At 35.0% G+C, this 25,346-nt stretch carries 23 protein-coding genes and 2 pseudogenes; 23 read left to right on the top strand and 2 right to left on the bottom strand.

The genetic code is table 11. From position 1 onward, the window contains the following. Positions 1 to 235 precede the first annotated feature (235 nt). A complete protein-coding gene (locus tag SPD89_RS18920) occupies positions 236 to 940 on the top strand; it encodes a DUF2071 domain-containing protein (RefSeq protein ID WP_336263506.1) in 705 nt (234 codons plus the stop codon). A gap of 209 nt (positions 941 to 1,149) precedes the next feature. Here SPD89_RS18920 and SPD89_RS18915 read toward each other — a convergent pair whose 3' ends face one another. After that, positions 1,150 to 1,389, bottom strand: coding sequence for a YhdB family protein (locus tag SPD89_RS18915; protein ID WP_336263505.1), 240 nt, complete (start codon positions 1,387 to 1,389; stop codon positions 1,150 to 1,152). Positions 1,390 to 1,553: 164 nt separating this feature from the next. On the opposite strand from SPD89_RS18915, the gene SPD89_RS18910 reads away from it, so the two are divergent. The 13 genes and pseudogenes from SPD89_RS18910 to SPD89_RS18855 all read left to right on the top strand — a co-directional run bounded on the left by SPD89_RS18910 (position 1,554) and on the right by SPD89_RS18855 (position 13,043). Then, positions 1,554 to 2,312, top strand: a complete 759-nt coding sequence (locus tag SPD89_RS18910) for a YhcN/YlaJ family sporulation lipoprotein (RefSeq protein WP_336263504.1) — start codon at positions 1,554 to 1,556, stop codon at positions 2,310 to 2,312. 213 nt (positions 2,313 to 2,525) lie between these two features. Then, entirely contained in the window at positions 2,526 to 3,899 is a 1,374-nt protein-coding gene (locus SPD89_RS18905) for a dipeptidase (protein ID WP_336263503.1), read from the top strand. A gap of 69 nt (positions 3,900 to 3,968) precedes the next feature. Beyond that, positions 3,969 to 5,378 carry an NAD-dependent succinate-semialdehyde dehydrogenase gene (locus SPD89_RS18900; RefSeq protein WP_336263508.1) on the top strand — a complete coding sequence of 470 codons (1,410 nt, stop codon included), beginning with the start codon at positions 3,969 to 3,971 and terminating at the stop codon, positions 5,376 to 5,378. A gap of 247 nt (positions 5,379 to 5,625) precedes the next feature. Beyond that, entirely contained in the window at positions 5,626 to 6,381 is a 756-nt protein-coding gene (locus tag SPD89_RS18895) for a (S)-benzoin forming benzil reductase (protein WP_336263501.1), read from the top strand. A gap of 292 nt (positions 6,382 to 6,673) precedes the next feature. After that, positions 6,674 to 6,802, top strand: coding sequence for a YjcZ family sporulation protein (locus tag SPD89_RS18890; protein ID WP_336263500.1), 129 nt, complete (start codon positions 6,674 to 6,676; stop codon positions 6,800 to 6,802). Positions 6,803 to 7,024: 222 nt separating this feature from the next. After that, positions 7,025 to 7,777: a type I methionyl aminopeptidase gene (map, locus tag SPD89_RS18885; protein WP_336263499.1), complete on the top strand. Its 753-nt coding sequence runs from the start codon at positions 7,025 to 7,027 to the stop codon at positions 7,775 to 7,777. A 30-nt stretch (positions 7,778 to 7,807) separates the two neighbouring features. Next, positions 7,808 to 8,530 carry an AzlC family ABC transporter permease gene (locus tag SPD89_RS18880; RefSeq protein WP_442961203.1) on the top strand — a complete coding sequence of 241 codons (723 nt, stop codon included), beginning with the start codon at positions 7,808 to 7,810 and terminating at the stop codon, positions 8,528 to 8,530. Continuing rightward, positions 8,530 to 8,823, top strand: a complete 294-nt coding sequence (locus SPD89_RS18875; RefSeq protein ID WP_336263498.1) for an AzlD domain-containing protein — start codon at positions 8,530 to 8,532, stop codon at positions 8,821 to 8,823. Before SPD89_RS18880 ends, SPD89_RS18875 begins: the two co-directional genes overlap by 1 nt. 66 nt (positions 8,824 to 8,889) lie before the next feature. Next, positions 8,890 to 8,952: pseudogene (locus tag SPD89_RS23235) on the top strand (DUF4256 domain-containing protein); the annotation flags it as partial. A 136-nt stretch (positions 8,953 to 9,088) separates the two neighbouring features. After that, complete coding sequence (locus SPD89_RS18870) at positions 9,089 to 10,309, top strand: MFS transporter (RefSeq protein WP_336263497.1); 1,221 nt, start codon at positions 9,089 to 9,091, stop codon at positions 10,307 to 10,309. Between the two features lie 81 nt (positions 10,310 to 10,390). Further along, positions 10,391 to 10,624: an IDEAL domain-containing protein gene (locus SPD89_RS18865; protein ID WP_336263496.1), complete on the top strand. Its 234-nt coding sequence runs from the start codon at positions 10,391 to 10,393 to the stop codon at positions 10,622 to 10,624. Positions 10,625 to 10,813: 189 nt separating this feature from the next. Further along, positions 10,814 to 12,199, top strand: coding sequence for a class II fumarate hydratase (gene fumC, locus SPD89_RS18860; RefSeq protein ID WP_336263495.1), 1,386 nt, complete (start codon positions 10,814 to 10,816; stop codon positions 12,197 to 12,199). A gap of 634 nt (positions 12,200 to 12,833) precedes the next feature. Beyond that, positions 12,834 to 13,043, top strand: a complete 210-nt coding sequence (locus tag SPD89_RS18855; RefSeq protein ID WP_336263494.1) for an alpha/beta-type small acid-soluble spore protein — start codon at positions 12,834 to 12,836, stop codon at positions 13,041 to 13,043. Positions 13,044 to 13,181: 138 nt separating this feature from the next. Here SPD89_RS18855 and SPD89_RS18850 read toward each other — a convergent pair whose 3' ends face one another. Then, positions 13,182 to 13,367 carry a YhzD family protein gene (locus SPD89_RS18850; protein ID WP_336263493.1) on the bottom strand — a complete coding sequence of 62 codons (186 nt, stop codon included), beginning with the start codon at positions 13,365 to 13,367 and terminating at the stop codon, positions 13,182 to 13,184. A 144-nt stretch (positions 13,368 to 13,511) separates the two neighbouring features. On the opposite strand from SPD89_RS18850, the gene SPD89_RS18845 reads away from it, so the two are divergent. The 9 genes and pseudogenes from SPD89_RS18845 (at position 13,512) to SPD89_RS18805 (ending at position 25,096) form a co-directional block, all read left to right on the top strand. Further along, positions 13,512 to 13,718, top strand: a complete 207-nt coding sequence (locus tag SPD89_RS18845; protein WP_336263492.1) for a helix-turn-helix transcriptional regulator — start codon at positions 13,512 to 13,514, stop codon at positions 13,716 to 13,718. After that, on the top strand, positions 13,718 to 14,200 hold the full coding sequence (locus tag SPD89_RS18840) for a hypothetical protein (RefSeq protein WP_336263491.1): 483 nt from the start codon (positions 13,718 to 13,720) through the stop codon (positions 14,198 to 14,200). Before SPD89_RS18845 ends, SPD89_RS18840 begins: the two co-directional genes overlap by 1 nt. 14 nt (positions 14,201 to 14,214) lie before the next feature. Beyond that, entirely contained in the window at positions 14,215 to 15,114 is a 900-nt protein-coding gene (locus SPD89_RS18835; RefSeq protein WP_336263490.1) for an ABC transporter ATP-binding protein, read from the top strand. After that, on the top strand, positions 15,107 to 16,363 hold the full coding sequence (locus SPD89_RS18830; RefSeq protein ID WP_336263489.1) for an ABC transporter permease: 1,257 nt from the start codon (positions 15,107 to 15,109) through the stop codon (positions 16,361 to 16,363). The genes SPD89_RS18835 and SPD89_RS18830 overlap by 8 nt, the downstream gene beginning before the upstream one ends. Before the next feature lie 340 nt (positions 16,364 to 16,703). Further along, positions 16,704 to 17,918 carry a metallophosphoesterase family protein gene (locus SPD89_RS18825; protein WP_336263488.1) on the top strand — a complete coding sequence of 405 codons (1,215 nt, stop codon included), beginning with the start codon at positions 16,704 to 16,706 and terminating at the stop codon, positions 17,916 to 17,918. A 1-nt stretch (position 17,919) separates the two neighbouring features. After that, complete coding sequence (locus SPD89_RS18820; protein WP_336263487.1) at positions 17,920 to 20,829, top strand: ATP-binding protein; 2,910 nt, start codon at positions 17,920 to 17,922, stop codon at positions 20,827 to 20,829. Between the two features lie 29 nt (positions 20,830 to 20,858). Then, positions 20,859 to 21,821 carry a 3'-5' exoribonuclease YhaM gene (gene yhaM, locus SPD89_RS18815; RefSeq protein ID WP_336263486.1) on the top strand — a complete coding sequence of 321 codons (963 nt, stop codon included), beginning with the start codon at positions 20,859 to 20,861 and terminating at the stop codon, positions 21,819 to 21,821. Positions 21,822 to 22,975: 1,154 nt separating this feature from the next. After that, positions 22,976 to 24,250: pseudogene (locus SPD89_RS18810) on the top strand (MFS transporter). A 324-nt stretch (positions 24,251 to 24,574) separates the two neighbouring features. After that, entirely contained in the window at positions 24,575 to 25,096 is a 522-nt protein-coding gene (locus tag SPD89_RS18805) for a CueP family metal-binding protein (RefSeq protein WP_336263485.1), read from the top strand. Positions 25,097 to 25,346: the final 250 nt, after the last annotated feature.

The raw sequence follows: 25,346 nt of genomic DNA, 5'->3' as shown, positions 1-25,346 counted from the left end.
GGCATTTAACTAGATTTGTTAAAACAATGATTAGTGTGCGGACTCTAAGTTCCATTCATTTGTGCTGGAAAGCCCCGACCTTACACTGGTTTATATGCTGGTTCAAACAAACGAGGTTTCCTACAACTCACCTCAGCGTGCTTTGTAGTATGCCCCTCCTAACTCAACGAAAATCCGCATTCGTTTTCATTACTATTTGACTCGAAGAGCGGAGCGAGTCGAGGTGGAGGTTTATATGTTAATCACAAAAAGAAAATATCCTTGGATTGGACAACAAGCTTGGTCAGATGTTTTATTTCTACATTGGCCGATGGAGGAAAAAATTATTCGTCAATTCGTGCCAGCATCTTTTATTATAGATACATATGACGGTAACGCTTGGATAAGTATCGTGGTTTTTAACGTAAAAAATAGTTTAATTCGAGGACTACCTGCATGGACTTCTTACAAATCCGTAATCCAAATAAACGTTCGGACGTATGTATATGACCCAGCAAGGCTTGAACGAGGAGTCTACTTTTTTGCACTTCGTGTGAATGATTTACTTGCTGCACTTGGAGCAAATACACTTTTTGGTTTACCTTTTTATCATGTCGTAAATACGTTTTATAAAAACGACAAAAAGATCAGTGTATCAAGTATGACAGAAAATGCTTCTGTTTTCTCCGTTCATTATGAACCGCAGGAAAACGTAGTGAAGAATGATCTTGCTGCATTTTTAACTGAAAGATACTGTATTTGGAATATATACCGAAATCGAATTGTAAAAATTCCAATCCGTCATAGCCATTGGAATCTCAGAGAGGTCGATGTTCATCTTTCCAAAAATTATTTATTCTCTTTTTTAGGGGATAAGGATAGGAGTGATGAATTTACAGCTTATTATAGTCCATTTAAACAGGCAATGTTATATCCGTATGAAAAATACGTATTGTATTAATTGTGGTTAAATTGATGCGGATAATGAGCGTAAGGACTCATTTATGGTAAAGGTAGCTTCACAAACCCGTAAAACAAAATCGGGGTTTTGTGAAGCTTTTTTTTAGGCAGATAAGAAAGTATAAAACTTTCTTACTGCATAAGTGCAACTTTAGTTCTCGCCAAGACTTGGCGAAAAGCCAAGTTTTCTAATAATGGAATGAATTCCCCTTACACGCGCATTGTAAAATTTTGTGCTGGACTACTCTCAATTGCGTGATCAATGTAAAATAACAAATCATCGTGTGTGTCGATTATTTCTGTTTCTTTGGAGGAATAATAGTAAGCATGGAGAAACAACTGAATTTTTTTTCCAAGCATATCATCACGGGTTCGAATCATTAGTGTAAATAAATCATCCCATCTGCCCCACAATACATAATTTAATGCATATTCATAGTCAGGTAACATATTATTTGCCTCCTTCTAAAATGGCGATGGTGTTTTTAGTATGACCTGATTATTATCTAATTTTCGAAAAACTAAGTGGTGCCTTTACCAATATAAGGTTTATAGAATAAAACCTCCTTACCGAAACATACTAAAATCAAAACAAAAAGGAGGAAAACCATTCAATGAAATTTAAACTTTTTTCCGTCATTATAGCTACTGTTTTAGTCTTAATTGGTTGTCAAGGTGGTACGACAAATAATAATCAGGAAGGGATGGGGGATGGGTTTGAACGAACACGGACAACTCATGATAATAATACGAATTGGACACAAAATGTTTCCGATAGAAATTTAGATGATCGTAATCGCCTAAGTAACAACAGAGCAACGAATAACCGCCAAGATAGATATGAGGTATCTGAAGAAGCGGCAAACCGAATTGTCGATGAAGTAGCTGAAATTGATCAAGCGTATGTGTTAACGACAGGAAATAATGCATATGTTGCAGCTGTTTTAGATAAAAATAACGAAACACCGAAAGATAATCTAACGTATAATGATCGTCAAAATAGTTCTGCTGGTATGAATGTTCGAAATGTAAACGATCGTAACGTTACAAACCGCACTGTAAATGAAGGTGATTCGAACCAACGTAAACAAGACAACCATATTGCAAACAGAAAAGATACACCATCTGATGAAGTAGATAAAAAGCGTGATGTTGAATCCGATGAAGTAACAGACGATGTAAAGAACAAAATTGCTGATATTGTACAAGATGTGGATAACAACATTGATAACGTGTATGTTTCTACAAGTCCAGACTTCTTTAACTTAGCAAATAACTATGTGAATGATATGAATAATGGTGAACCTGTAAGAGGTTTCTTTGATCAAATTGGAAATACGATTGAACGTATCTTCCCACAAAACAAACGATAAACTTTTTTGAAACGAGCGGATTTTTTCTATGCTCGTTTCTTTTGTTTAAGGTTGATACTCAAGCCTTCACGTAATCTTAAACTCGAATTTTTTTACGCGAGCCATTAGTCATCTCGAATACAGTAAAGCGAATTAATTAAATTAGTAATTATTTTTAGCCTTTTTTTGGTAGTTACGTTAAAGTATAAGTATATCATGGAAAGGGATGATCATATGGTAAAACAAGTTGTGGGTTATTTACAAACTAATAGAGAAAATTTATTAAAACGATTACATGATTATTTGGCAATACCAAGTGTAAGTACTGATAGTACATATAAAAAAGAGGTCAAAAATGCCGCTAAATTTACGGCCGATTATTTAACGGAAATAGGGTTTAACAATGTTGAACAAATAGATACTGCAGGACATCCGCTTGTTTACGGAGAATATAATGGTGCAGGAGAAAATGCGCCGACAGTTCTTTTTTACGGTCATTATGATGTGCAGCCGGTTGATCCGATTGAGGAATGGGATAGTGATCCGTTTAAAGCTGAAATTAGAAATGAACGAATTTATGCGCGTGGTTCCAGTGATGATAAAGGGCAAGTGTTTATGAATTTGGCAGTTTTTGAAGCATATATGAAAACAAAAGGTGAATTGCCAATTAACGTAAAAGTTTGCATTGAAGGTGAAGAAGAGATCGGCAGTGAAAATTTATATGAAGTCTTGCTGAATAATAAAGAGAAATTTGCCGCAGATTTTGTTGTTATTTCAGATTCCGGCATGGTTGCTAAAAACCAACCAACTATTCTTTATGGATTAAAGGGATTTACGGGGATTGAAATTACTGTAAAAGGACCAGATCAAGATCTTCATTCTGGTATGTATGGAGGAGCTGTTCGTAACCCGATTATGGCACTATCCCATATTTTAGCCTCCATGAAAGATAATGATGAGGTCATAACGATTGACGGATTTTATGATAATGTTGAACCTCTATCTGCAGAAGAACGTGATTTAATAGCGAAAATACAAGGGGAAGATTATAAGGCATTGACTGGAGTTAAAGAAACTGTCTCAGAAAAAGGCTACAATGAAAAAGAGCATACAATGGCAAGGCCAACGTTAGAAGTAAACGGTATTTATGGTGGATATCAAGGGGAAGGAACAAAAACAATTATTCCATCATCAGCAACTGCAAAAATAACGTGTCGTCTTGTACCTGGACAGGATCCGGATCACATTCAACAACTTTTAAAAAATCATGTTGAAAAAGTCACTCCATCTGGGGTAGAGGTAGAAGTAAAGCTAGAAAAATTATCGTCAAAAGCATACAAGGTAGAACCAAATCATCCGTTAATCCAAAAGGCTGCTCTTTGTTATGAAAAAGCATTCAATAAAGAAACGGTATTTGTCAGAATGGGTGGTTCTATTCCAGTAGTAGAATGGTTAGACGACATTTACCATATACCAATCATTTTACTTGGCTTTGGAACTCCTGAGGATCGGCTTCATTCTCCAAATGAAAGTTTCCCGCTCGACAGTTTTGATAAAGGAATGGAAACACTTGTTTATTATTGGGATGAAGTGGGAAATAATCGGTAACAATCATGAGAAGTTCAACAGCAAACATAAAAAATTTATAGAAAAGAGGGGTTTGTCTTGAATTACGCAATGGTTATTAATGGGAAACAAGTAGGATTGGATTTGGAACAAATGGATGTATATAATCCAGCTACAAATGAAGTAGTTGGAACGATTCCAAATGGCGGCAAAGAAGAAGCAAACCAAGCGGTTGAGGCAGCGAACCAGGCTTTTAAAAAATGGTCACAAACAACCGCTTATGAACGTGCAACATATTTAAAAAAGTTACATGATTTAATTTTAGAAAATCAAGATAAGTTAGCAAAAATTATGACACTAGAAATGGGAAAGCCACTAAAGGAATCAACAGGAGAAGTAGTTTATAGTGCATCTTTTGTAGAGTGGTATGCTGAAGAAGCGAAACGAGTGTATGGGGAAACAATTCCGTCACATGTTCCAAATAAACGGCTTCAAGTTTGGAGAAAACCTGTAGGCGTAGTTGCGGCAATTACTCCCTGGAATTTTCCACTCGCAATGATTACTAGAAAAATTGCTCCTGCTCTTGCTGCTGGTTGTACAGTTATTATAAAGCCATCGAAAGAAAGTCCAATCACAGCTATCAAATTTATGGAACTAGTAAAAAAGTCCGGGTTTCCAAGTGGGGTTATTAATCTCGTAACTGGCTCTTCCTCAAAAATAGTTGGTGCCATGATGGAAAATGAAAAGGTGAAAAAAATTACGTTTACCGGATCGACGGAAGTTGGTAAATTATTAATTGAGCAAAGTGCTAAGCAAGTGAAACGTTTATCATTAGAGCTTGGTGGGCACGCACCGTTTATAGTATTGGATGACGCTAATATTGATAAAGCGGTAGAAGGAGTATTAGCATCAAAATTTAGAAACGGTGGGCAAACTTGTGTCTGTGCAAATCGTATTTATGTACAGGAAGGAATTTATGACCAATTTGTAGAAAAATTTGCAGCAAAAGTAAAACAATTAAAAGTGGGAGACGGAATGGATGGAGTAGATATTGGACCGCTGATCAATGAAGAAGGCTTAGAAAAAGTCGCCAGCCATGTGAAAGATGCTGTCGAAAAAGGAGCATCATTGGTGACAGGTGGAAACCGTATTCCAGGTACTGGAACTTTTTATGAGCCGACAGTACTCCGAGATATTGACCCATCCATGATCATTATGCAAGAAGAAACGTTTGGTCCAGTTGCACCAATTCAAAAAGTTGAAACAGATGAAGAAGCGGCTGACCTCGCAAACAGTACAGAATATGGCTTGGCAGCCTATGTCTTTACAGAAAGTGTCGCACGTGGAACTAAATTAATCGAGAAGCTGGATTTTGGAATCGTTGGCTGGAATGATGGAATGCCGTCCGCAGCGCAAGCCCCATTTGGTGGGATGAAAGAAAGTGGCATCGGGCGAGAAGGCGGTCATGAAGGAATGGATGCATTTTTAGAAACACAATATGTTTCTATCGGAGTTGAATGATGTTAGAATTAAAAGAATTTTTAATGCTTCATCTCCAAAAAAGGTGATATAAGATTCTATTCTATAGGTTATAAATCGACTCAACGTCTTGGCAAGCGACTCAGCATGTTGGAGAATGACTCAACGGCAAGCGACTAAACATCTTAGAGATCAGTCATTCTTCCCTACCTGTCTACTTGATTCAGTAATAGTTCGTTTTATAAAGGAATCTTTTATCCTTGATCCATATTAAAAGTGAGGGATTATATTGAAAATTGCAATTGTAACAGGAGTATCTAAAGGACTTGGGAAATCTACAGCTGAATTTTTACTTGAATCGGGAATTCATGTATACGGAGTATCCCGCACTTCAACTAATCAGTTACAGCAATTAGCAGAAGTAAATGACGTTACTTTTACCCATTTCAACTGTGACTTAGGGAATGCTGAGCAAACAAATCGGATGATTGCAGAGATAAAAGGAAAATTAACGGAACATAAGCTATCTCAAATATATCTTGTAAATAATGCAGCGGTTTTGTCTCCTATCAATCAAGCTACTAAAACTGATGCAAAAGAGTTGGCATATCATTTTCAAGTAAATATCGTAACACCAATGGTATTATTAAATTCTTTCTTAAATTTTTGTAATGAAAATATTTCATTTGTTGGAGTGAATATAACGAGCGGTGCAGCGACTCGACCAATTTTTGGTTGGAGTGCTTATTGCAGTTCGAAAGCAAGTTTAAATATGTTTACAAAAGCTGTTGCATTAGAACAAGAGGAATTAAAAACCGGAAATAAAATATTCGCCTTTAGCCCTGGTGTAATGGATACGGAAATGCAAGCAGAAATTCGCTCTAGTAGTTATGATCAGTTCATTGATGTTGATACTTTTAAAGATTATAAAAACCAAAATTTATTGTCTGACACGGAAGCAGTTGCCGGAGTATTAGTAAATATATTAACGGATGAAGTAAATATACAAAATGGAAAAATATATAATGTTTCTGAATATTTCTAGCAAAAAGTGCGTGTTCAAAAAGGAGGATAAAAAGGATCAAGAAGTTCGAGGCGGCGCAGCTCCCGTCAGCGGAATGTATGCATTTAGATACATGAGTAGCGGAGAAACAAGCATTCGTGCGAAATTCGCAGTGTCATTTTTACCGGACTATTTGAACAACCTCTAAAATAACTCTTTTTTCGGAACTAGTTAATCGCCCTTACATGTAGCCTACTATTACATAAAATGTATCATAAGCGAATGGGTATCCATCGCGAATTAATGGATTGTCAAAAAATGGGGAGGGGTTAACATGAGCGATAATGGTTACGGAGGATGTTTCGGAAGTGGCTTTGCTTTGATTGTCGTATTGTTTATTCTGTTGATCATCATTGGAGCAGTATTCTCTGACAGAGGATATGGCGACAACGGTTATTGCTAAACGAACATTAGGAAACTTGGCATTCGCCAAGCCTTTAATGGCGAGTGCCTTAGTTGAACTTATGCAGTAGGAAAGTTTTATACTTTCCTATCTGCTCAAAAAAAGAGGGTGTGAAACTCTCTTTTTTTATGTTCATCGCTTGACGATTGTTCTTATTCAAAATACCGGTCTTTTTATGGTACACTTTAAATGGATAATTACTGTTGAAAGGGAGTATCTTAGTTGATTACACGAAAAAGCAAGCGTGAAATTAGCCAAATGCAAGAAGCAGGAAAGCTGTTAGTAGCTACACATAAAGAAATTGCAAAAATGATTAAACCTGGGATTACAACGATGGAGATCGATGAATTTGTAGAAGAATTTTTAAAAAAGCACGGAGCTACACCGGAACAAAAAGGATTTCAAGGGTATCCATATGCTACATGTGCTTCAATAAATGATGAAATATGCCACGGGTTTCCGCGAAAAGAACCATTAATAAACGGAGACATTGTAACGATAGATATGGTTGTAAATCTAAATGGAGGTTTAGCAGATTCAGCTTGGTCTTATGCAGTTGGTGAAGTTGACGAAAAGGGAAAGCGATTAATGGAAGTAACCAAAAAGGCTCTTTATCTAGGAATTGAACAAGCCCAAGTAGGTAATCGAATTGGTGATATTGGTCACGTCATTCAAACGTATGCAGAAGGAGAAGGTTTTTCTGTCGTCCGAGAGTTTACTGGCCACGGTATTGGACCGACAATTCATGAACCACCGCATATACCACATTTTGGACAGCCAAATAAAGGTGTTCGCTTAAAAGAGGGTATGGTGATAACAATTGAGCCAATGATTAATGAAGGAACTTGGAAAAGCAAAATGGATAAAAACAATTGGACAGCTCGAACCGTTGATAAAGGGCGCTCTGTGCAATATGAACATACACTGGCTATTACTAAAAATGGGCCATTAATTTTGACAGAACAAGATGAATAATAATATTGAACTAGTAAGGAGGGTACATCGTTGGAGCAGGCTTCACAACCGAAAAGAAATCAATCTTTTTATATGTTTCAAAAAGGACTACAAGTTGGTTTTCCCATTTTATTAGGATATATTCCTGTTGCTTTAACGTATGGGGTGCTAGCCGCACAATCCGGAATGTCCATTTTTGAATTAACGATGATGAGTGCCCTCGTTTATGCTGGTGCAAGTCAATTTATGGGAGCAAATATGATTGCGGCAAGTGCAACTGCTGTAGAAATAATCGTCGCAACCTTTGTATTAAACTTTCGTCATTTTGTCATGAGTTTATCGTTTATGAATGAAATTCGAGATCATGTTTCTTTAAAAGGAAGAGTAGGTTTAGCTCTAAGCTTAACAGATGAAACATTTGCCGTTTCTGCTCTTCATAAAGAAGTGGCAAAAGAAGAGAAATCGGTATTTTTCTATGCAGCTATTTATTTATTAGCCTATTTATCTTGGGTTATTGGCTCTTTTCTTGGTGGAATGTTAGGAGAAGTGATCCCGGAGCAACTAAGTCAAAGTATGGGAATTGCCCTATATGCAATGTTTATCGGTTTGCTAGTTCCATCAGTAAAAAAAGAATTGCGCTTCGGTTTGATCGCAATTATTGCTATGTTTATCAATGTAATTGCAAGTCAATTTGTCAGTAGTGGTTGGGCAATTGTGTTTGGTACATTATTGGGTGGTTTAACAGGTGTTTACTTACTAAAGGAGAAAAGGTAATGATCTTACTTATCATAATTGGTATGTCCCTTGTGACGATGATTCCTAGAGTAATTCCAGCATTTGTCGTCGATAAATTTTTATTTCGTGATTGGGTGAATCGATGGTTGCAAGCAATTCCATATGCAGCTCTCGGTGCTTTAATTTTTCCAGGAATTCTATCTGTCATTGAGGGAGAGCCCCACATTGGAATAATTGGTGGGATTGTCGCAATTTTACTTGCCTATTTCGGATTAAATATTGTTTTAGTTGTAATTGGAGCGATTGTAACAGTGTTTTTGTTGACGATGTAAAATGTTAACCATCAATCCTGATTTTGACAAATTTTCCGGACGAGAAAGCCCTGCCCTTAAAGGACTTATCATAATGGAGCTGAATCCTACTATGCTTCCAGAGGTTTCCGTGGCTCATTAAGAGTCTAACTTTCATAAATAAAATGAAAAATGCTCTTCCATGAAAACTCATAACTTCACTCGCAGCTATGTCAAATAATTTGCGAATAACTTATCCTTTCAAGTGCATAATAATTGTACTTATTGTGCAAAAGGATGAGGCTTAGTGTCCAATCAACAATCTATTGAAAAACGTTGGGCAATTATTTCACTTGCCTCCGTTCCGCTCATTATGACTTTGGGTAACTCCATGTTAATTCCGATCTTGCCTGTAATGGAGGAAAAATTAGATATATCAAAGCTACAGTCTAGTTATATTATTACTGTTTACTCCATTGTCGCTATTTTATGTATTCCAATTGCTGGATATTTATCAGATCGATTTGGTCGAAAAAAAGTAATGGTACCTGCACTTATCTTAACAGGAGCAGGTGGATTAATAGCAGGGCTTGCTTCTTGGAAGATGGATAATGCTTTTTCTGTTATTTTGATCGGACGGATATTACAAGGTATTGGTGCTTCGGGGGCAATGCCTATCGTTTTGCCGCTCGTTGGTGATATGTTTAGAAGGGATGATGAAGCAAGTACAACCCTTGGTATTATCGAAACATCTAACACAATTGGTAAAGTGCTAAGTCCTATTTTAGGTTCAGCACTTACGGCAATCGTCTGGTTTTTGCCGTTTTTTTCTATCCCCGTATTTTGTACCGTCTCCGTTTTAATGATTATTTTTTTAATTAAAGAAAAAGAAGCTAAAGATGAAGAACCGATGCCTTTTAAAAAATATTTGGGATTAATTAAGGAAGTATTCCACGAACATAAACGATGGTTAATCGCAATATTTATTATCGGCGCTATTTTAATGTTTATCTTGTTTGGATTTTTATTTTACCTATCAAGTATATTGGAAGATAAATTTGGCTTTGACGGGATTAAAAAAGGATTACTACTTGCTATACCACTTCTTGCATTATCGATCGCTTCCTATGTTGCGGGAAGAAAGATCGAGGGTCGTTTAAAGTTAATGAAGTGGATCACATTTATTGGTATTGTTTTAGCAGGTTGTTCTGTTGCTGTAATATCTTTTGCGGATCACTTTATCTATTTGATCATTATTTTTCTAATTTGTGGAACGGGGATTGGCATGGCACTTCCCTGTATGGACTCTTTAATTACTGAAAGCTTAGATAAAACAGTTCGTGGAGCAGTGACATCTATCTATAGTTCGATGCGTTTTATCGGCGTTGCTGCAGGGCCACCAGCGATTGCAATCTTAATGAAGAAAAATATTTTTTGGATGGTTGCTCTATTGACTATTTTTGCTTTAGGGGCAGGCTTCTTAGCGTTTCGGAACATCGATCCTGAAAAAGATAAAGGATCGAGTTAATCTTTTAATTAATCCTAACTGTTGCAATTATTAAGATAATTTAGGATAATATAAAAAAGATAAGCCTAGGGGGCATGTTCCATGAAAAAAGAGAAAGTGAACTATAAGTTCTTTCGGTACGATGGTAAGGTGCTGCTAGCTAAAAAAGAAATTCCATATGAAATGAAGTTAACAGCGAGATTAATTCTTGATCAACTTTGCTATACGTGGAATAAAAAACAGTTGCAAAAGCAATTAAATGAAGCATTAGACAATGAGGAAAAAGAGGAATTTAACAAGCTAAGTGAGTCATATAAAAGCTTTATTTGGGAATAATACTATTATATTTAAAAAGACTATTCTTTTTTGGAGTAGTCTTTTTTCTGTTCGACTTACATTCAAGCAGAAAACGATACAGTATAACGTTATAAAAAAGTATGTCATACTACAATTGTATATTAATCAACAAATATTTGTTACAATAAAGAAGAAAGTCTATCACTGGTTCATAGGAGGAAAAAGGAAATGGAGTATCGCATCGAAAAAGACACATTAGGTGAAGTGAAAGTTCCTGTTGATAAATTCTGGGGCGCACAAACACAGCGTAGTAAACAAAATTTCCCAATTGGGCATGAAACGATGCCGAATGAAATAATTAAAGCATTTGCCATCACGAAAAAAGGTGCTGCAAAAGCAAACAGTGATTTAGGTTTATTAGAAGAGAAAAAAGCTGAAGCTATCGCTTATGCAGCTGAAGAGATCATAGAAGGAAAATTAAATGATCATTTCCCGTTAGTCGTATGGCAAACAGGAAGCGGAACTCAATCAAATATGAACGTGAACGAAGTTATTGCTCATGTAGGTAATAAATGGTTGAAAGAACAAGGAAGTGAATTAGTACTTCATCCAAATGATGATGTAAATAAATCACAAAGTTCCAATGATACATATCCAACTGCCCTACATATTGCAGCAGTTCTAAAATTAGAAGATACAGTTCTTCCGTCCTTAAAAGTATTAAAAGAGTCCATTCACAAAAAGTCAGAAGAATTTATGGATATTGTAAAAATCGGTCGTACACATTTACAAGATGCAACGCCAATTACATTAGGTCAAGAGATGAGCGGATGGCATCGCATGCTTGAAAAAACAGAAAAAATGATTACTGAAAGTGCCCAACATTTAAAAGATCTTGCAATAGGTGGTACAGCTGTAGGAACAGGATTAAACGCACATCCTGAGTTTTCTGAGCGGGTATGTCAGGAAATCAGCGCAATTACTGGTAAAAATTTTAGATCTGAGCCAGTTAAATTCCATTCATTAACAAGTTATGACGAAGCAGTTTATGCTCATGGTGCCCTAAAAGCACTAGCTGCAGACTTAATGAAAATTGCCAATGACGTACGTTGGTTGGCAAGTGGACCACGTTCAGGACTAGGGGAAATTATTATCCCTGCAAACGAGCCGGGAAGTTCCATTATGCCTGGGAAAGTAAACCCAACACAGAGTGAAGCAATAACGATGGTTGTCACACAGGTTGTTGGAAATGATGCAACGATTGCATTTGCGGCAAGTCAAGGAAATTTTGAGCTTAACGTGTTCAAGCCAGTTATCGCGTATAATTTTATTCAATCTGCTCAATTACTTGCAGACAGTATGTTATCATTTGAAGAGCGTTGTGTAAGAGGTATTGAACCAAATCATGAAAAAATTGAAACATTTTTAAATGATTCACTTATGCTTGTAACTGCATTAAATCCACATATTGGATATGAAAATGCTGCTAAAATTGCTAAAAAAGCATATGAAGAAAATACAACTCTAAAAGAAGCTGCATTAGCATTAGAACTGCTAACGGAAGAAGAATTTGATAAATACGTAGTTCCAGAAGATATGACACATACACTTTAATTAATTTACAGCCTATTACAATTTTGTAATAGGCTGTTTCTGTTTTATAGAAGAATCAGGTTCTGAAATTTATCCAGCCAAATTGCGAATTAACTACGAAGAAGAAGCACAAAATAACCACGCGGATTTCAATTTAACCACAGAAAAAGCGAAATAACCACGAGAGACTGGTTTTTCCAGCTACTTTGCGAATTAACCACGAAGAAGCACAAAATAACCACGAAGATTTCAATTTAACCACAGAAAAAGCGAAATAATCACGAGAGACTGGTTTCTCCAGCTACTTTGTGAATTAACCACGAAGAAGCACAAAATAACCACGCGGATTTCAATTTAACCACCGGAAATACGAAATAACGACGGGAGACTGATTTCTCCAGCTACTTTGTGAATTAACCACGAAGAAGCACAAAATAACCACGAAGATTTCAATTTAACCACCGGAAATACGAAATAACCACGAGAGACTGATTTCTCCAGCTATTTTGCGAATTAACCACGGAAACACAAAACTTTCCAATGATTTTGCAACATCATTGGAATATCATTGGAAATTTATTACCTCGATTACCAAGAAATAAGCATAGTAGAAATTTGAAAACTGTCCACAATACGTAGTAAGGAGGTGACAGAAATGGCTGATACAAGCAGAAATAACTCTAACCAATTATTAGTGCCTGGAGCTGAGCAAGCTTTAAACCAAATGAAGACAGAGATTGCTTCAGAGTTTGGTGTACAATTAGGTGCTGATACTACTTCTCGTGCTAATGGTTCAGTAGGTGGAGAGATCACAAAGCGTCTTGTTCACCAAGCACAGCAACAAATGGGTGGCGGATTTCAATAACTAAATAATCGGAAGAGGATGGAAAACACCTATGATTCAACAAATTGTTAATCGTATGTGTTCGTCCTCTTTCAATTTAAAACTTCCATATCTTACGAAAAAAGAGCTAAACCATCAGGTTATAGTTCTTTTTTACGTTTATCGGTGAAATAAAACTAGGCGTGCATCTTCTGTCACACATCGATGTGTATACTCACTATAGCCTTCTTCTGCTAATTTTTTTTGCCCAATGACTTTTGCTTCATCGTCATTTTTTGCTGGAAATGCTTCATCTAATAATTTTTCTCCAGTTTTTGAAAATACAGTTAGTACATAATTTTTCATTATGAATCCCTCCGAATGAATATCTATTCATTATTATTACATATTTTTATATAAAAAGATAGGTGTAAAGTTACCTTGACATGAAGTCCGTAAGCAATTACAATATGAATGTAAAGTTACCTTGACATATTAGTGAGGGAAATTATGAAAAATTGTATTAAAGAATTACGAGCGGAGAAACAATTGACACAAGAACAATTATCAAAAAAAGTAGGAGTCTCTAGACAATCGATCGTTGCGATTGAATCAGGAAAATATAATCCATCGCTTGAATTGGCATTTAAAATTGCTCAACAATTTAACCGTACGATTGAAGAAGTATTCCTTTTTGAAGGAGGGAGAGATAAATAATGGAAATACAAATTGGAGGGTTAATAGGTCTTTATGGTGGACTTTTGTGTGGGTTAGCTAGCTGGTATTTTGGAAGAAAAAAGGCCGAAAAACAAAGAAGTTTAGATGAAACACATGAACATATTTGGCAAAAAGCTCGGTCATACTCATGGTATGTAACGATTGTCACCTTATATTTATTATTTACACTTTACGCATTTGGTTTTACTCTTAGTGTAGTAGTTGTTTTATCGATGTTAATATTGGTGCAAATGGCAAGTTGGGGAATAATCGGTGCTGTCTTATCTGCAATTATGTATAGTGGAACAGAAATTAAGGTGTCTTATTTTTTAGTTGGAATAATAGTTATTATTACATCTGCTGTTGTCTTTTTAATTTTAACTTTACTTACGGAGAATTGGCTATATTTATTAAATACCATACCATTTAGCGTAGTTGGGTATCTACTCATCAGGCATAGTAAGCAACAAAAAGAAAATTAAAGGGAGGGCTTTATTTGTCTTTATTATTATCAAATGTTACAAAGAAATTCGGCGAGCATGTAGCAGTAAATAAATTGAATTTAGAAATTCCTGATTCAGAACTATTTGGGTTTTTAGGCGGAAATGGCGCGGGTAAAACGACTACATTTCGAATGATTTTAGGATTGCTTGACCAAACCGCTGGAGAGATTACATGGAACGGGGAAAGTATAAATTATCATAAAAGTCATTTGATCGGTTATTTACCAGAAGAACGTGGTCTTTATCCAAAATTAAAAGTGAAGGAACAGCTCATTTATTTAGGAAAATTGCGTGGAATGACGAAGCAAAGTGCGTTAACAGAATTAAAAAAATGGTTAGATCGTTTTCAAATCCCTAATTATATTGATAAAAAAGTAGAAGAATTATCAAAAGGAAATCAGCAAAAAATTCAATTTATTTCTGCAGTAATTCATCGTCCAAAACTACTTATTTTAGATGAACCATTTTCGGGGCTTGATCCGATAAATGTTGAAATGTTGAAAGAAGCGGTTATAGACATTAAGGAATCCGGAACGTCCGTTGTATTTTCATCTCATCAAATGTCTCATGTCGAGGAATTATGTGAAAACATTTGTATTTTAAGAGACGGAACAGCTGTTGTAGAAGGAAATATAAAAGAAATTAAACGGTCATTTGGTAAGAAAAATGTCCGAATAGTGTCAGACGAGTCAATTGATTTTTTACAGGATGTAAACGGCGTGCTTTCTTTCAAACGACGAAATGATGGCTGTGAACTCCAGATCAGTGACGAACAAGTATCACAAGAAATTTTGTCAAAACTTGCGGGGAACGGATTTATTCGGAAATTTGAACTTGAGGAACCTTCTTTAAATGATATTTTTATTGAAAAAGTAGGTGAGAACTATGAATAATTTTTGGATTGTTTTAAGTCATACATATTTTTCTCGATTAAAATCAAAAGCTTTTATTATCTCTACTTTAATTATTCTTTTATTCTTAGTTGGTGTGGCTAATCTTCAGTCGATCATTCAAATATTTACTGGTGAAGATGATACAGAGAAAGTCCTTGTGATCGATGAGCCAGGTCAATTGTTTACTCCTTTAGAAAGCGGTGTTTCTCATGTAGATGAAGATATTGAACTTATTTTATATGAAAAGTCAGTTGAAAAAGGAAAAACAGCGGTACAAGAGGGCGAATTTGATGCATTGTTAGTACTGGAATTGGACGAAAACAATTTACCGATAGCAACATATTATGAAAACAATGCATCATTTTCTTTTATAGAGGCAACATTAGAGCAACAACTTCAACAAATCAAAACGACAATTGCAGCAGAACAAGCCGGATTCGACGAAGCAACCATAGAATCTATATACGAACAAGTAGCTTTTGAAAAAATTGCACTTGATGAAGATACAAAAACAGAAGAAGAATTAAATCAAGCGCGAGGAATCGTTTATGTTATGTTGTTTGTCTTATATATGGCTGTAATTATCTACGGACAAATGATTGCAATGGATGTGGCAACTGAGAAATCTTCGCGTGTGATGGAAATATTGATTTCCAGTGCCTCTCCTGTTACACATATGTTTGCTAAAATTATTGGGATAGCTTTGCTTGGTCTTACACAAATTATTTTATTTTTTGTTGTAGGATATAGTCTAATGTCTTCAAAAATTAATACACTTTCTGGAGAATTCTTTGAAGTTTTCGGATTTTCCCAAGGATCGATAAGTATTTATTTATACGCAATTTTATTTTTCATCCTTGGTTATTTCCTTTATGCGACTATTGCAGCAATGCTTGGTTCACTTGTCAGTAGAGTAGAAGATGTACAACAACTGCTAATGCCGATGGTGATGCTTATCGTTATCGCATTTATTATCGCTATGGTTGGTTCAGGTATGCCAGAAGCTAAATTTATAACGATTACTTCCTTCATACCGTTCTTCACGCCAATGATTATGTTCTTACGTATTGGTATGTTAGATGTACCTATCTGGGAGGTCATTCTTTCTGTCGGAATTTTAGTAGGAACCATTATACTCCTTGCTATATTAGGCGCTAGAATATATCGTGGCGGTGTTTTGATGTACGGACCATCCAGAACATTGAAAGACTTTAAAAAGGCATTTATGTTAACGAAAAAAGAAAAATAAAGGAGGAACAAAATTGAATCACCATCAAAGGCGTTCGGTTTATATTTCAGTGGTGACACTTTTTATTTTCATTATTATTTCATTAATTACAAACGATTATCGATTTTTTTTATGGAGCCTCCTTCCTATATTTTTGAATGTTATGATTACCTTCTTTTCAAAGATGTATCGTGAGGAAGAGTCTTAAAATAAATACCTAACAGCAATTTATGAAAGGTCATCCATAGGGGGGGTGGCTTTTCTATTTTCACAAAAGGAAACACTTGATCCCATCCTAGGTTCGTGATATGATAAATGTTAATTAGATAAAATAAAATAGAGATAAAAAACGGTGATGCGAATGAAGAATTCTATTTCATTTATACATGCAGCTGACTTACATTTGGACAGCCCTTTTAAAGGATTAACACATATCCCTGACTCAATTTTTCATCACGTTCGGGAAAGTACATTTGCTGCATTAGATAACCTTGTAACAACTGCAATTAATAAGCAAGTCGACTTCGTCCTATTAGTTGGCGATTTATTTGACAATGAAAATCAAAGTTTAAAAGCACAAGTTCGTTTAAGAAAAGCATTTGAAAAATTAAAATTTCATCATATTAATGTGTACCTTTCATTTGGTAATCATGACTATATAAACGGTAATATTCATCCAATTGTTTATCCGGATAATGTTTATATCTTTCCTAATGAAAATATAACCACGTTCAATTTCAAAAAGAATAATGAACCTGTAGCCTCAATTTACGGTTTTAGTTATGAAAACCGGTCCCTTAAGAAAAATAAATCGATTTTTTATAAAATCCAAAATAGAGCGATTCCATTTCATATTGCGATGCTGCATGGCACCATTAATGGAAATAAAGACCATGATCCATATGCACCTTTTACTCTTCAAGATTTAAAAGAAGAACCTTTCGATTATTGGGCGTTGGGACATATCCATAAAAGGCAACAACTATTAAGTTCACCGCCGATAATTTATCCTGGAAATATTCAAGGTCGACATCGAAATGAATCGGGGGAAAAAGGGTGTTATTATGTCAAGCTATCCCATACTGAACCGGAGCTTGAATTCGTTCCTTTACAATCAATAATTTTTGATGACATACAAATGGATGTTTCAACATGTAAAACAATGCTGGAAATAGAAGAAAAGATAAAAAACATAGTTCAACAGCATACTGATGAGAGGTTGATTCATCTAACTATTCGTAGTAAGCATGAGGATATTTTACGCTTTGAAACTAATCAAATGTTAACAGAATTAATCGATGTAGTTAATGAATCATTGTTAGAAGAGAAACGATGGAGTTATATTTATACATATAAAATTCAAATTGATGAGTTGCCTCAATTTAAAGAGGATGATTTTTTTATCGGTGAAACGAAGAGAGCTATGGAAAAACTTTCTGTTCCTGAAACAGTAAAAGATTTATACAATCATCCCAAAGCGAGAAAGTATTTAGAGGAAATATCAGAAATTGACATTAAAAATTCAGCTAAACAGCTGCTAATTCATGAACTGCTACATGTGGAAGAAGGTGACTAGGTTGAAGTTTTTGCGAGCTGAAATATACGGGTTTGGCAAATGGGTCGATAAGACATTTGACTTTTCAGATGGATTGTTAACATGTTTGTATGGAGAAAATGAAGCAGGAAAATCGACTTTACAAAATTTTATATTATACATGTTATTTGGTTTACCACCAAGAAAGAGAAATTTTTATCAGCCAAAAAACAGCAATAGAATGGGCGGGACGTTAACGATTGTTGATGTCTCTATCGGCATATTTACGATTGAACGAACCGATGATCATGTAAAATGTTTATTACCTAATGCAAAAGTAGAAGGGGAAGACTGGCTTTTTGAACAGTTACATGGATTAACACGAGAGATTTATACGTCTATTTACGCTTTTTCAGTAAATGATTTGATTGAGATTCGTCGAATGAAACAAGAACAATTAAGTGATGTATTATTTAGTGTTGGGTTAACGGGAGCAACGGCAATTTATCAAGTAGAAAAAAAGCTAGAAAAGAAATTAGCCTCATTGTATAAACGGACTGGTCGAATACCTGAGATTAACAAACAGATAAAAGTGGTTCAGGAAAAGCATGACGAACTTCTACGTTTTAAACAAAATGAAGCGACGTATCGGGATAAAAAAGAATTAAAGGAAAAATTGGAAGCTGTTATTGAAAAAAGACGGTCCGAAGTTCTGACCGCACAAGCTGAAGTGGAAGAAAGTAAAAAATTACTTCATTTAATTCCTTTTTTACATGAATATCAATCCACGGTAGAGAAATTAACTATGTGCGAAAAAGACATTAATTTCCCAGAAGACGGAGTGGAACGATATCAAACATTAAAAAATCAAATTATCCCATTACAAAGTGATTATAATACGTTAAAACGAAATGAAGAGGAATATAAGGCAAAACTGAATCATTTAATGAATGAACAATATCCCGCAAGTATTTATGAAGTAGCCAAGTCTATTTTGAATGAACGACTAACGGATGAAAATATTGCACAACAAATAAACGAAAAAGAGAAAAAACTCGAACAGATAAATGGTGTTTTAAAAGAGCAATTACAACCGCTGGATATGGAAGAGGATGAAATAAAAGAAATTGTACTTCCTTTTCATATTGAGTCAACTTGGAAAGAAATCAGCGAAACAAATATTCAGTTACAACAAGATGGAGAACGTTTAACCGAAGAATATAATCTTCTCTCAGAGAAGGTAGATCAGATCAATACAGAAAAACAAGCAGTTTTCTCTCAATTATTATCAAATGAAGAAGTTAGTGAAATGCAAACGAAAATTAATGCATACGAATTAACGGTAACTGCAACGAAAAATAACAGAGATCATAAAATTAAAATGGAACAATGGGAGAAAAAGCAAGTAAGACTGGCGAATTGGACGTTAGTAGGAACAGTATTGTTTGCATCGCTCTCTGTCTTATTTGCTCTTGGAATAAATAATTACTTATTATTTGGTATAACAGCAATGATTGTTACTCTAGGTTTAACACAGTTTACATTCATAAAAAAATCAATTGGTGAAACAGGTCAAAATGACAATAGTAATGAATTCAAAAGTATCATTTCACCATCTGAAAAAAATAAACTTGAGAAATTACTACATAAAAATAAAGACCTTCAAGTAAATGTAAGAATGTTAGAAAATGAAGAAAAACGGGCGGAATTACAAAAAAAAGATTGGCAAGAAAAGAAACGAATGTTTGATCATAAAGAAAGTCAGTGGCTTGATCGATTAAAGACAGAGCAATATCAATATCCTTTTTTAAGACAAGTTGACCCAAGTCATTGGATAGAATTACTACACAAGTTACAACAAGCAAAACAGTTAATACGAGATAAACATGTTATGCAAAATGAAATAGACGATTTACAAGAAAAAAGGAATCATTTCCAAAGAAAACTAGCGGATTTTGCTAGTGACATAAGCTGGACAAATTCAACGATCACAATGGAAGAAATCGACCAAATCGTCGAAAAGTATACGATCAATAACCAATCGATCATCCATTATAACGAGCTTATAGAAAAAAACGAAGTAAAACAAATGGAATTAAAAGCAAAAATAATTTCATTCGAAAAAGAAATACATGCATTAATGGAAGTAGCTAGTGTAGAGACAGAAGAGGAATATTTTAGTACGGCACGGGAATTAGCAGATAAAAAAGCGCTGCTAAATCGGAAAATAGAACTTGAACAGCAAATAAGACCAGTGCTACCTAGGGAAGTTACAGACGAAATGTTAACAAAAGAAATAAGTCAACATGAGCTGGAGAGTAAGATTAATAATTTAAAAGAATTGATACATGATTGTCAACAAGAAATTTCCGACTTAAATAAACAACTAGCTGCAGTAGAACTTGAAATCGGGCAGATGGAAACATCGGACGGCAACTCAGAGGCAGCGTTTCTGTATCAAATAGAACTTGAAAAATTAAATGCGTTAGCTGAAGAATGGGTAATTGCTCAAGTGGCACAAACGACATTATTGAAAGCGAAAGCCGCTTATCAAAGGAAATATTTATCAGAAGTAATCGAATTAACTTCAGAATATTTTAGTAAACTAACGGATGGAAAATATATTCATGTACATGCTCCAACAGGTTCCAAATTATTTCAAGTAGAAGCGAGTAACTATATACGTTATACTGTAGATGAGCTGTCTCAAGGTACAATCGATCAACTATATGTATCTTTAAGACTAGCGATAAGTAGAGTAATGAGTGAAAAATTCGTGATCCCGCTTATTATTGATGATGCATTTGTAAATTTTGATAGCAAACGGACAGAAGAAATTTTAAACATCGTACAAGAATTTGCTAGCTCACAGCAAATCTTACTGTTTACATGTAAAAGTGATATTGCACAAACACTCCAAGCACAACATATTTCAGCGGAAATAACAGTTTAAAGAAATATAGAATAGACAGGGGGATGATTATGCAAAAAGAAAAAGGGATTGGGAAACATGGAATAGGGGATACATTTGATGGTTTTATGCTAATCAAGGAAGTAAAAAAAGGAACAGCAAGTAATGGGAAGCCTTTTTTAACTTTATTTTTTGTTGATTCGACAGGTGAAATAGATGCGAAATTATGGGATGCTTCAAAGGAAGATGAAGAAATTTTCATGGAGGAAAAAGTTGTAAAATTAGTCGGAGACATTCACGAATTCCGTGGGAAACCCCAAATGAGAATTAAATCCATAAGACCTGCCCAAGTTACTGATGGGGTCAGGATTTCAGATTTTTTAGAAAAGGCTCCTGTTGATAAAGACTTATTACAAGAAAACATGATGGAAGCAATTTTTGAAATGAAAAATCCAAATATCCAACGTATTGTAAGAGCATTTATTAAAAAATATAATGAAGATCTATTTATCTATCCAGCAGCATCTAAAAATCATCATGCCTATGTTTCAGGGCTAGCATACCATATCGTTAGTATGCTAAAAATAGGAAGACAATTATGTGAAATATATCCAGAAATAAATAAGGACTTATTATATGCAGGAATCATATTACATGATATTGGAAAGGTTCATGAACTATCTGGTGTCGTATCAACTTCTTACACATTAGAGGGGAAGTTATTGGGACATATTTCTCTTATGGTGACAGAAATAAAAGAGGTAGCCGAAGAACTAAAAATTGACGGAGAAGAAATCATTATTTTACAACATCTTGTCTTATCGCATCATGGGAAAGCGGAATGGGGTAGTGCCAAACCACCACTTGTTCGAGAAGCTGAAATTTTACATCTTATTGATTTAATTGATGCTAAGCTGAATATGTTGAATAGAGCGTTAGATAAAACGAAACCTGGTGAGTTTACAGAACGATTATTTGCGATGGATCACCGCGCATTTTATAAGCCAGTATTTGAAGAACACATACAAAAATAATGGATTCACTTGAAAGAGACTTGGACAAAACTAGAGTCGAATGAATACACGATAGGAAATCTAGAATATTTATTTTCACCCGTTGTATTTTCATACTTAGACGAAGTAAACTGTGACGTAACGATTTATCACCGTTGGGGAAAAGTGACTCTACCTCCGCTCCGGAATGTGAGTCGATTAACAACATGTAGAGTCCAGATCTAAGAGGTCGAGTCGATCTGCAAGACGAGCATGTTTCGATATTAATCGTGACCGTTTTGGGTAAGGGTCATGGAAAACGGGCATGTTTCGATATTAATCGTGACCGTTTTGGGTAAGAGTCGTGGAAAACGGGCATGTTTCGATGTTAATCGTGACCGTTTTGGGTAAGAGTCGTGGAAAACGGGCATGTTTCGATGTTAATCGTGACCGTTTTGGGTAAGAGTTATGAAAAACGGGCATGTTTCGATATTAATCGTGACCGTTTTGGGTAAGAGTCGTGGAAAACGGGCATGTTTTGATATTAATCGTGACCGTTTTGGGTAAGAGTCGTGGAAAACGGGCATGTTTTGATATTAATCGTGACCGTTTTGGGTAAGAGTTATGAAAAACGGGCATGTTTTGAAATTAATTGTGACCGTTTTTGGGTGGGGGTCATGGAAAACGGCGAGTCTTTTTCCAACATGTCGAGTCGATCTGAATCGATTTATTAATAAGCAGAGCCTTACGTCGCAGTTATAGGTTACAAAGGCGAAGAATAAAAATTTAAACGAATACAAACATTAATTTATGAAATTTATATTTTAGTTCAGATTTCTACATGACCAAAATACTTTTATCCAGGCCACTTTGTTTTTAAATTAAATTAAAAGATCTTTTAATATACATACTTTGTTGCTTATATGATTTTTAATGTTTATTTCTCCCAACCAGCTTATGTTTCTTGGAATTTAATTTTAATCAAGAACCAAAAACCTCTTTTACCTACAGTGGGTAGAGGAGGTTTTTTTAATAAAAACACCAGCACGGAGACGAGGTCGTACGTTCTGTTTGTGGGGCAATTTAATAAAAGTTCTATTGGTGATTTTTAAATATAAGTCTATATTTTTCTGAATATTTATATTAATGTTAAATGTACTTGGCCAAGAAGTGCAATCGAAAGGAACTGAGTTTTATTGAATTGGCTTTCATGGGATATCAATTTAAAGACAAGGTTGATTGGTGAAGCATTATTTAATATAGCTGTTTTGGATGTACTTTCCATTTCTAACGATATACTTTAGTGATACATTAGGAGCAGTTGAGGCAGGTATGATGATGACTACTCCGTCCATAATAAGTATATTTGGGGGCATGATTGGGGGGGATATAACGGATCAATTCGGAAGACGTAAGATAATGCTGCAGCTTTTTTGCTTTGTTTGCTCTATCTTTTTCTCCTTGGCTAGATTATGTAGCTTTCATTGGAATTAGCCTTGGGAAGTCCTTCTATAGACCAGCAAGTTCAGCAATGGTAGCTGACCTTGTACCAGATGAAAAAAGGCGTAGTGTATTTGCAACTTTTGCATCAGCTAATAATTTAGGGCAGTTTTTGGTCCAATCATAGGAGCTGTTTTGTTTTTTCAATATCGTAGTGAGCTATTATGGACCTCTACAGTAAGTAGTTACCTTGCTTTATTCTATTGCAATTTTGTTTATAATTAGAGAAACTATGCCGAAACGGGAAAGAGAAGAGGAACAAAGAGAGACTTTGTTTTTAGTTGTAAAAAACCAATTTATTAATTTTTTTTTATTCTTACAGATAAAATATTCTTTCTTTATATACTTGGAGGTATATTCATAACAGTTTCCATTATGCAATTAGATCTCTATTTAGCCGTCTATGTACGAAATTTTGTACCTGCCCAGGAACTGATTTCAATAGGAAGTTGGTCAGTTTCACTAAGGAGTGAGGAAATATTTGGATGGATGATTGGATTAAATGGTTTATTGTTTGTATTATTCGTAATTCCGGTAACCAAAATTTTTGCGAGATGGAGTGATCGAAACTCACTAATTCTTGCTGCTTTACTATCTGGATTTGGAATGTTCCTAGTTGGATTTACAACAAGTGCATGGCTACTATTTGGAATTATAGTAATACTGACAATAGGTGAGATTATCCATGTCCCAGTAGTACAAAACTTCGTGAGCAAGTATGTACCTAAGAATGCTAGAGGACAATACATGGAGGCATCTGATTTACAGTATTCTATCGGTCGATTTTTCGCACCTTTAACAGTCATATTATCCGTATTTTTATCTCAATCTTGATATTTGGATTTATTATGCTCTGTGCTTTCATAAGTGCAGTCATCTATTTATTTATGTTGAGGATATTATCAGGGAACTATGAAGGAAGTAGAAAGTTTGGGGAAGCAACAACAGGATCAGAAACTTTGAATATATGAATAAATGAATTTAGAAATTTTTTTTAACCTAACCTGTTAGTGGATCATGAATATTATCTTTCAAATGGTACCAACTGGTATAACAGTAGAAATGTTCAAGCGTATATTATTCAAAATTCATTCTACCTGAAGAAGCAAAATGAATATAGAATTAGGAAACATAGCGCAAAAGTGCATCCAAAACAACCCTATTATGACCCAAGAAAAGTAAATTTGATTTAAATATGTGAAAACGAAAATATTGTGTCTAATATAGGAATAATGCATGCGAAAGGAATAGAAATGGTATAATGAATTGTAGAAAAAACAACGGGGTGATTCTAATTGAAATTTAAATTAAGTTTGTCTATGTTATTGGCATCTGTTTTATTAGTTGCTTGTAGCAATGAAAGTATACCCGAAGAAGGTTCTACCGAAGACATCAAGGAATTGGTTCATGAATATAGTGTAGGTGAAATAAAAGATGAAACCGCCTCTATCACATCAGAAGAATTAATTGTCACAAATAGTGATGAAAGCGAAATTATCTATTCATTACCTGAGGATGAATTTTTTGTTTCCATCGCACCTTTCATCAATGAAACCCATCCTTGTACTAACCATAGTTTAACAGGTTGTCAAGGTGAAATGGTAGAGGAAGAATTTGATGTATATATTGAAGACATGGAAGGCAATACAGTGTTGGAAGATACATTGACAACGGAGAAAAACGGTTTTTTCGATTTATGGCTACCACGAGATAAAACATATCATATAACAATTAATCATAATGGGAAAAAAGTGAAGTCAGAGTTTTCTACTTTTAAACAAGACGGCACCTGTATAACAACAATGCAGTTAACATAACATTAAACAAAGGCACCTGAATGAGGTGCTTTTTTGTGTTAAAGGGTATAATCTCAATACTAAAATCGAAATCACTCACCTTGAAAGTATTTTATTTGAACTACTAAAGGCGAAGGTGCGATCCACTTCAAATTGCGGGAAAATTAGTAGGGATTAGCGTTTGCGGTCTTGAGTTTCAATATATTCTTTTATGATATTTTAACGAGCTCCATTTGTTAATATCAAGTAACTACTGCTCCAAATATAGAGT

The sequence above is a fragment of the Pseudogracilibacillus sp. SO30301A genome (assembly GCF_037072025.1).
Taxonomy (GTDB): Bacteria; Bacillota; Bacilli; order Bacillales; family Amphibacillaceae; genus Pseudogracilibacillus.
This window is presented reverse-complemented; position numbering and strand designations above follow the sequence as displayed.

Excerpts from the sequence above, each read along its gene's own strand:
- SPD89_RS18920 (WP_336263506.1), top strand. The coding sequence starts at position 236 with ATGTTAATCACAAAAAGAAAATATCCTTGGATTGGACAACAAGCTTGG.
- SPD89_RS18915 (WP_336263505.1), bottom strand. The coding sequence starts at position 1,389 with ATGTTACCTGACTATGAATATGCATTAAATTATGTATTGTGGGGCAGA.
- SPD89_RS18910 (WP_336263504.1), top strand. The coding sequence starts at position 1,554 with ATGAAATTTAAACTTTTTTCCGTCATTATAGCTACTGTTTTAGTCTTA.
- SPD89_RS18905 (WP_336263503.1), top strand. The coding sequence starts at position 2,526 with ATGGTAAAACAAGTTGTGGGTTATTTACAAACTAATAGAGAAAATTTA.
- SPD89_RS18900 (WP_336263508.1), top strand. The coding sequence starts at position 3,969 with ATGGTTATTAATGGGAAACAAGTAGGATTGGATTTGGAACAAATGGAT.
- SPD89_RS18890 (WP_336263500.1), top strand. The coding sequence starts at position 6,674 with ATGAGCGATAATGGTTACGGAGGATGTTTCGGAAGTGGCTTTGCTTTG.
- SPD89_RS18875 (WP_336263498.1), top strand. The coding sequence starts at position 8,530 with ATGATCTTACTTATCATAATTGGTATGTCCCTTGTGACGATGATTCCT.
- SPD89_RS18865 (WP_336263496.1), top strand. The coding sequence starts at position 10,391 with ATGAAAAAAGAGAAAGTGAACTATAAGTTCTTTCGGTACGATGGTAAG.
- fumC (WP_336263495.1), top strand. The coding sequence starts at position 10,814 with ATGGAGTATCGCATCGAAAAAGACACATTAGGTGAAGTGAAAGTTCCT.
- SPD89_RS18855 (WP_336263494.1), top strand. The coding sequence starts at position 12,834 with ATGGCTGATACAAGCAGAAATAACTCTAACCAATTATTAGTGCCTGGA.
- SPD89_RS18850 (WP_336263493.1), bottom strand. The coding sequence starts at position 13,367 with ATGAAAAATTATGTACTAACTGTATTTTCAAAAACTGGAGAAAAATTA.
- SPD89_RS18845 (WP_336263492.1), top strand. The coding sequence starts at position 13,512 with ATGAAAAATTGTATTAAAGAATTACGAGCGGAGAAACAATTGACACAA.
- SPD89_RS18840 (WP_336263491.1), top strand. The coding sequence starts at position 13,718 with ATGGAAATACAAATTGGAGGGTTAATAGGTCTTTATGGTGGACTTTTG.
- SPD89_RS18830 (WP_336263489.1), top strand. The coding sequence starts at position 15,107 with ATGAATAATTTTTGGATTGTTTTAAGTCATACATATTTTTCTCGATTA.
- SPD89_RS18825 (WP_336263488.1), top strand. The coding sequence starts at position 16,704 with ATGAAGAATTCTATTTCATTTATACATGCAGCTGACTTACATTTGGAC.
- yhaM (WP_336263486.1), top strand. The coding sequence starts at position 20,859 with ATGCAAAAAGAAAAAGGGATTGGGAAACATGGAATAGGGGATACATTT.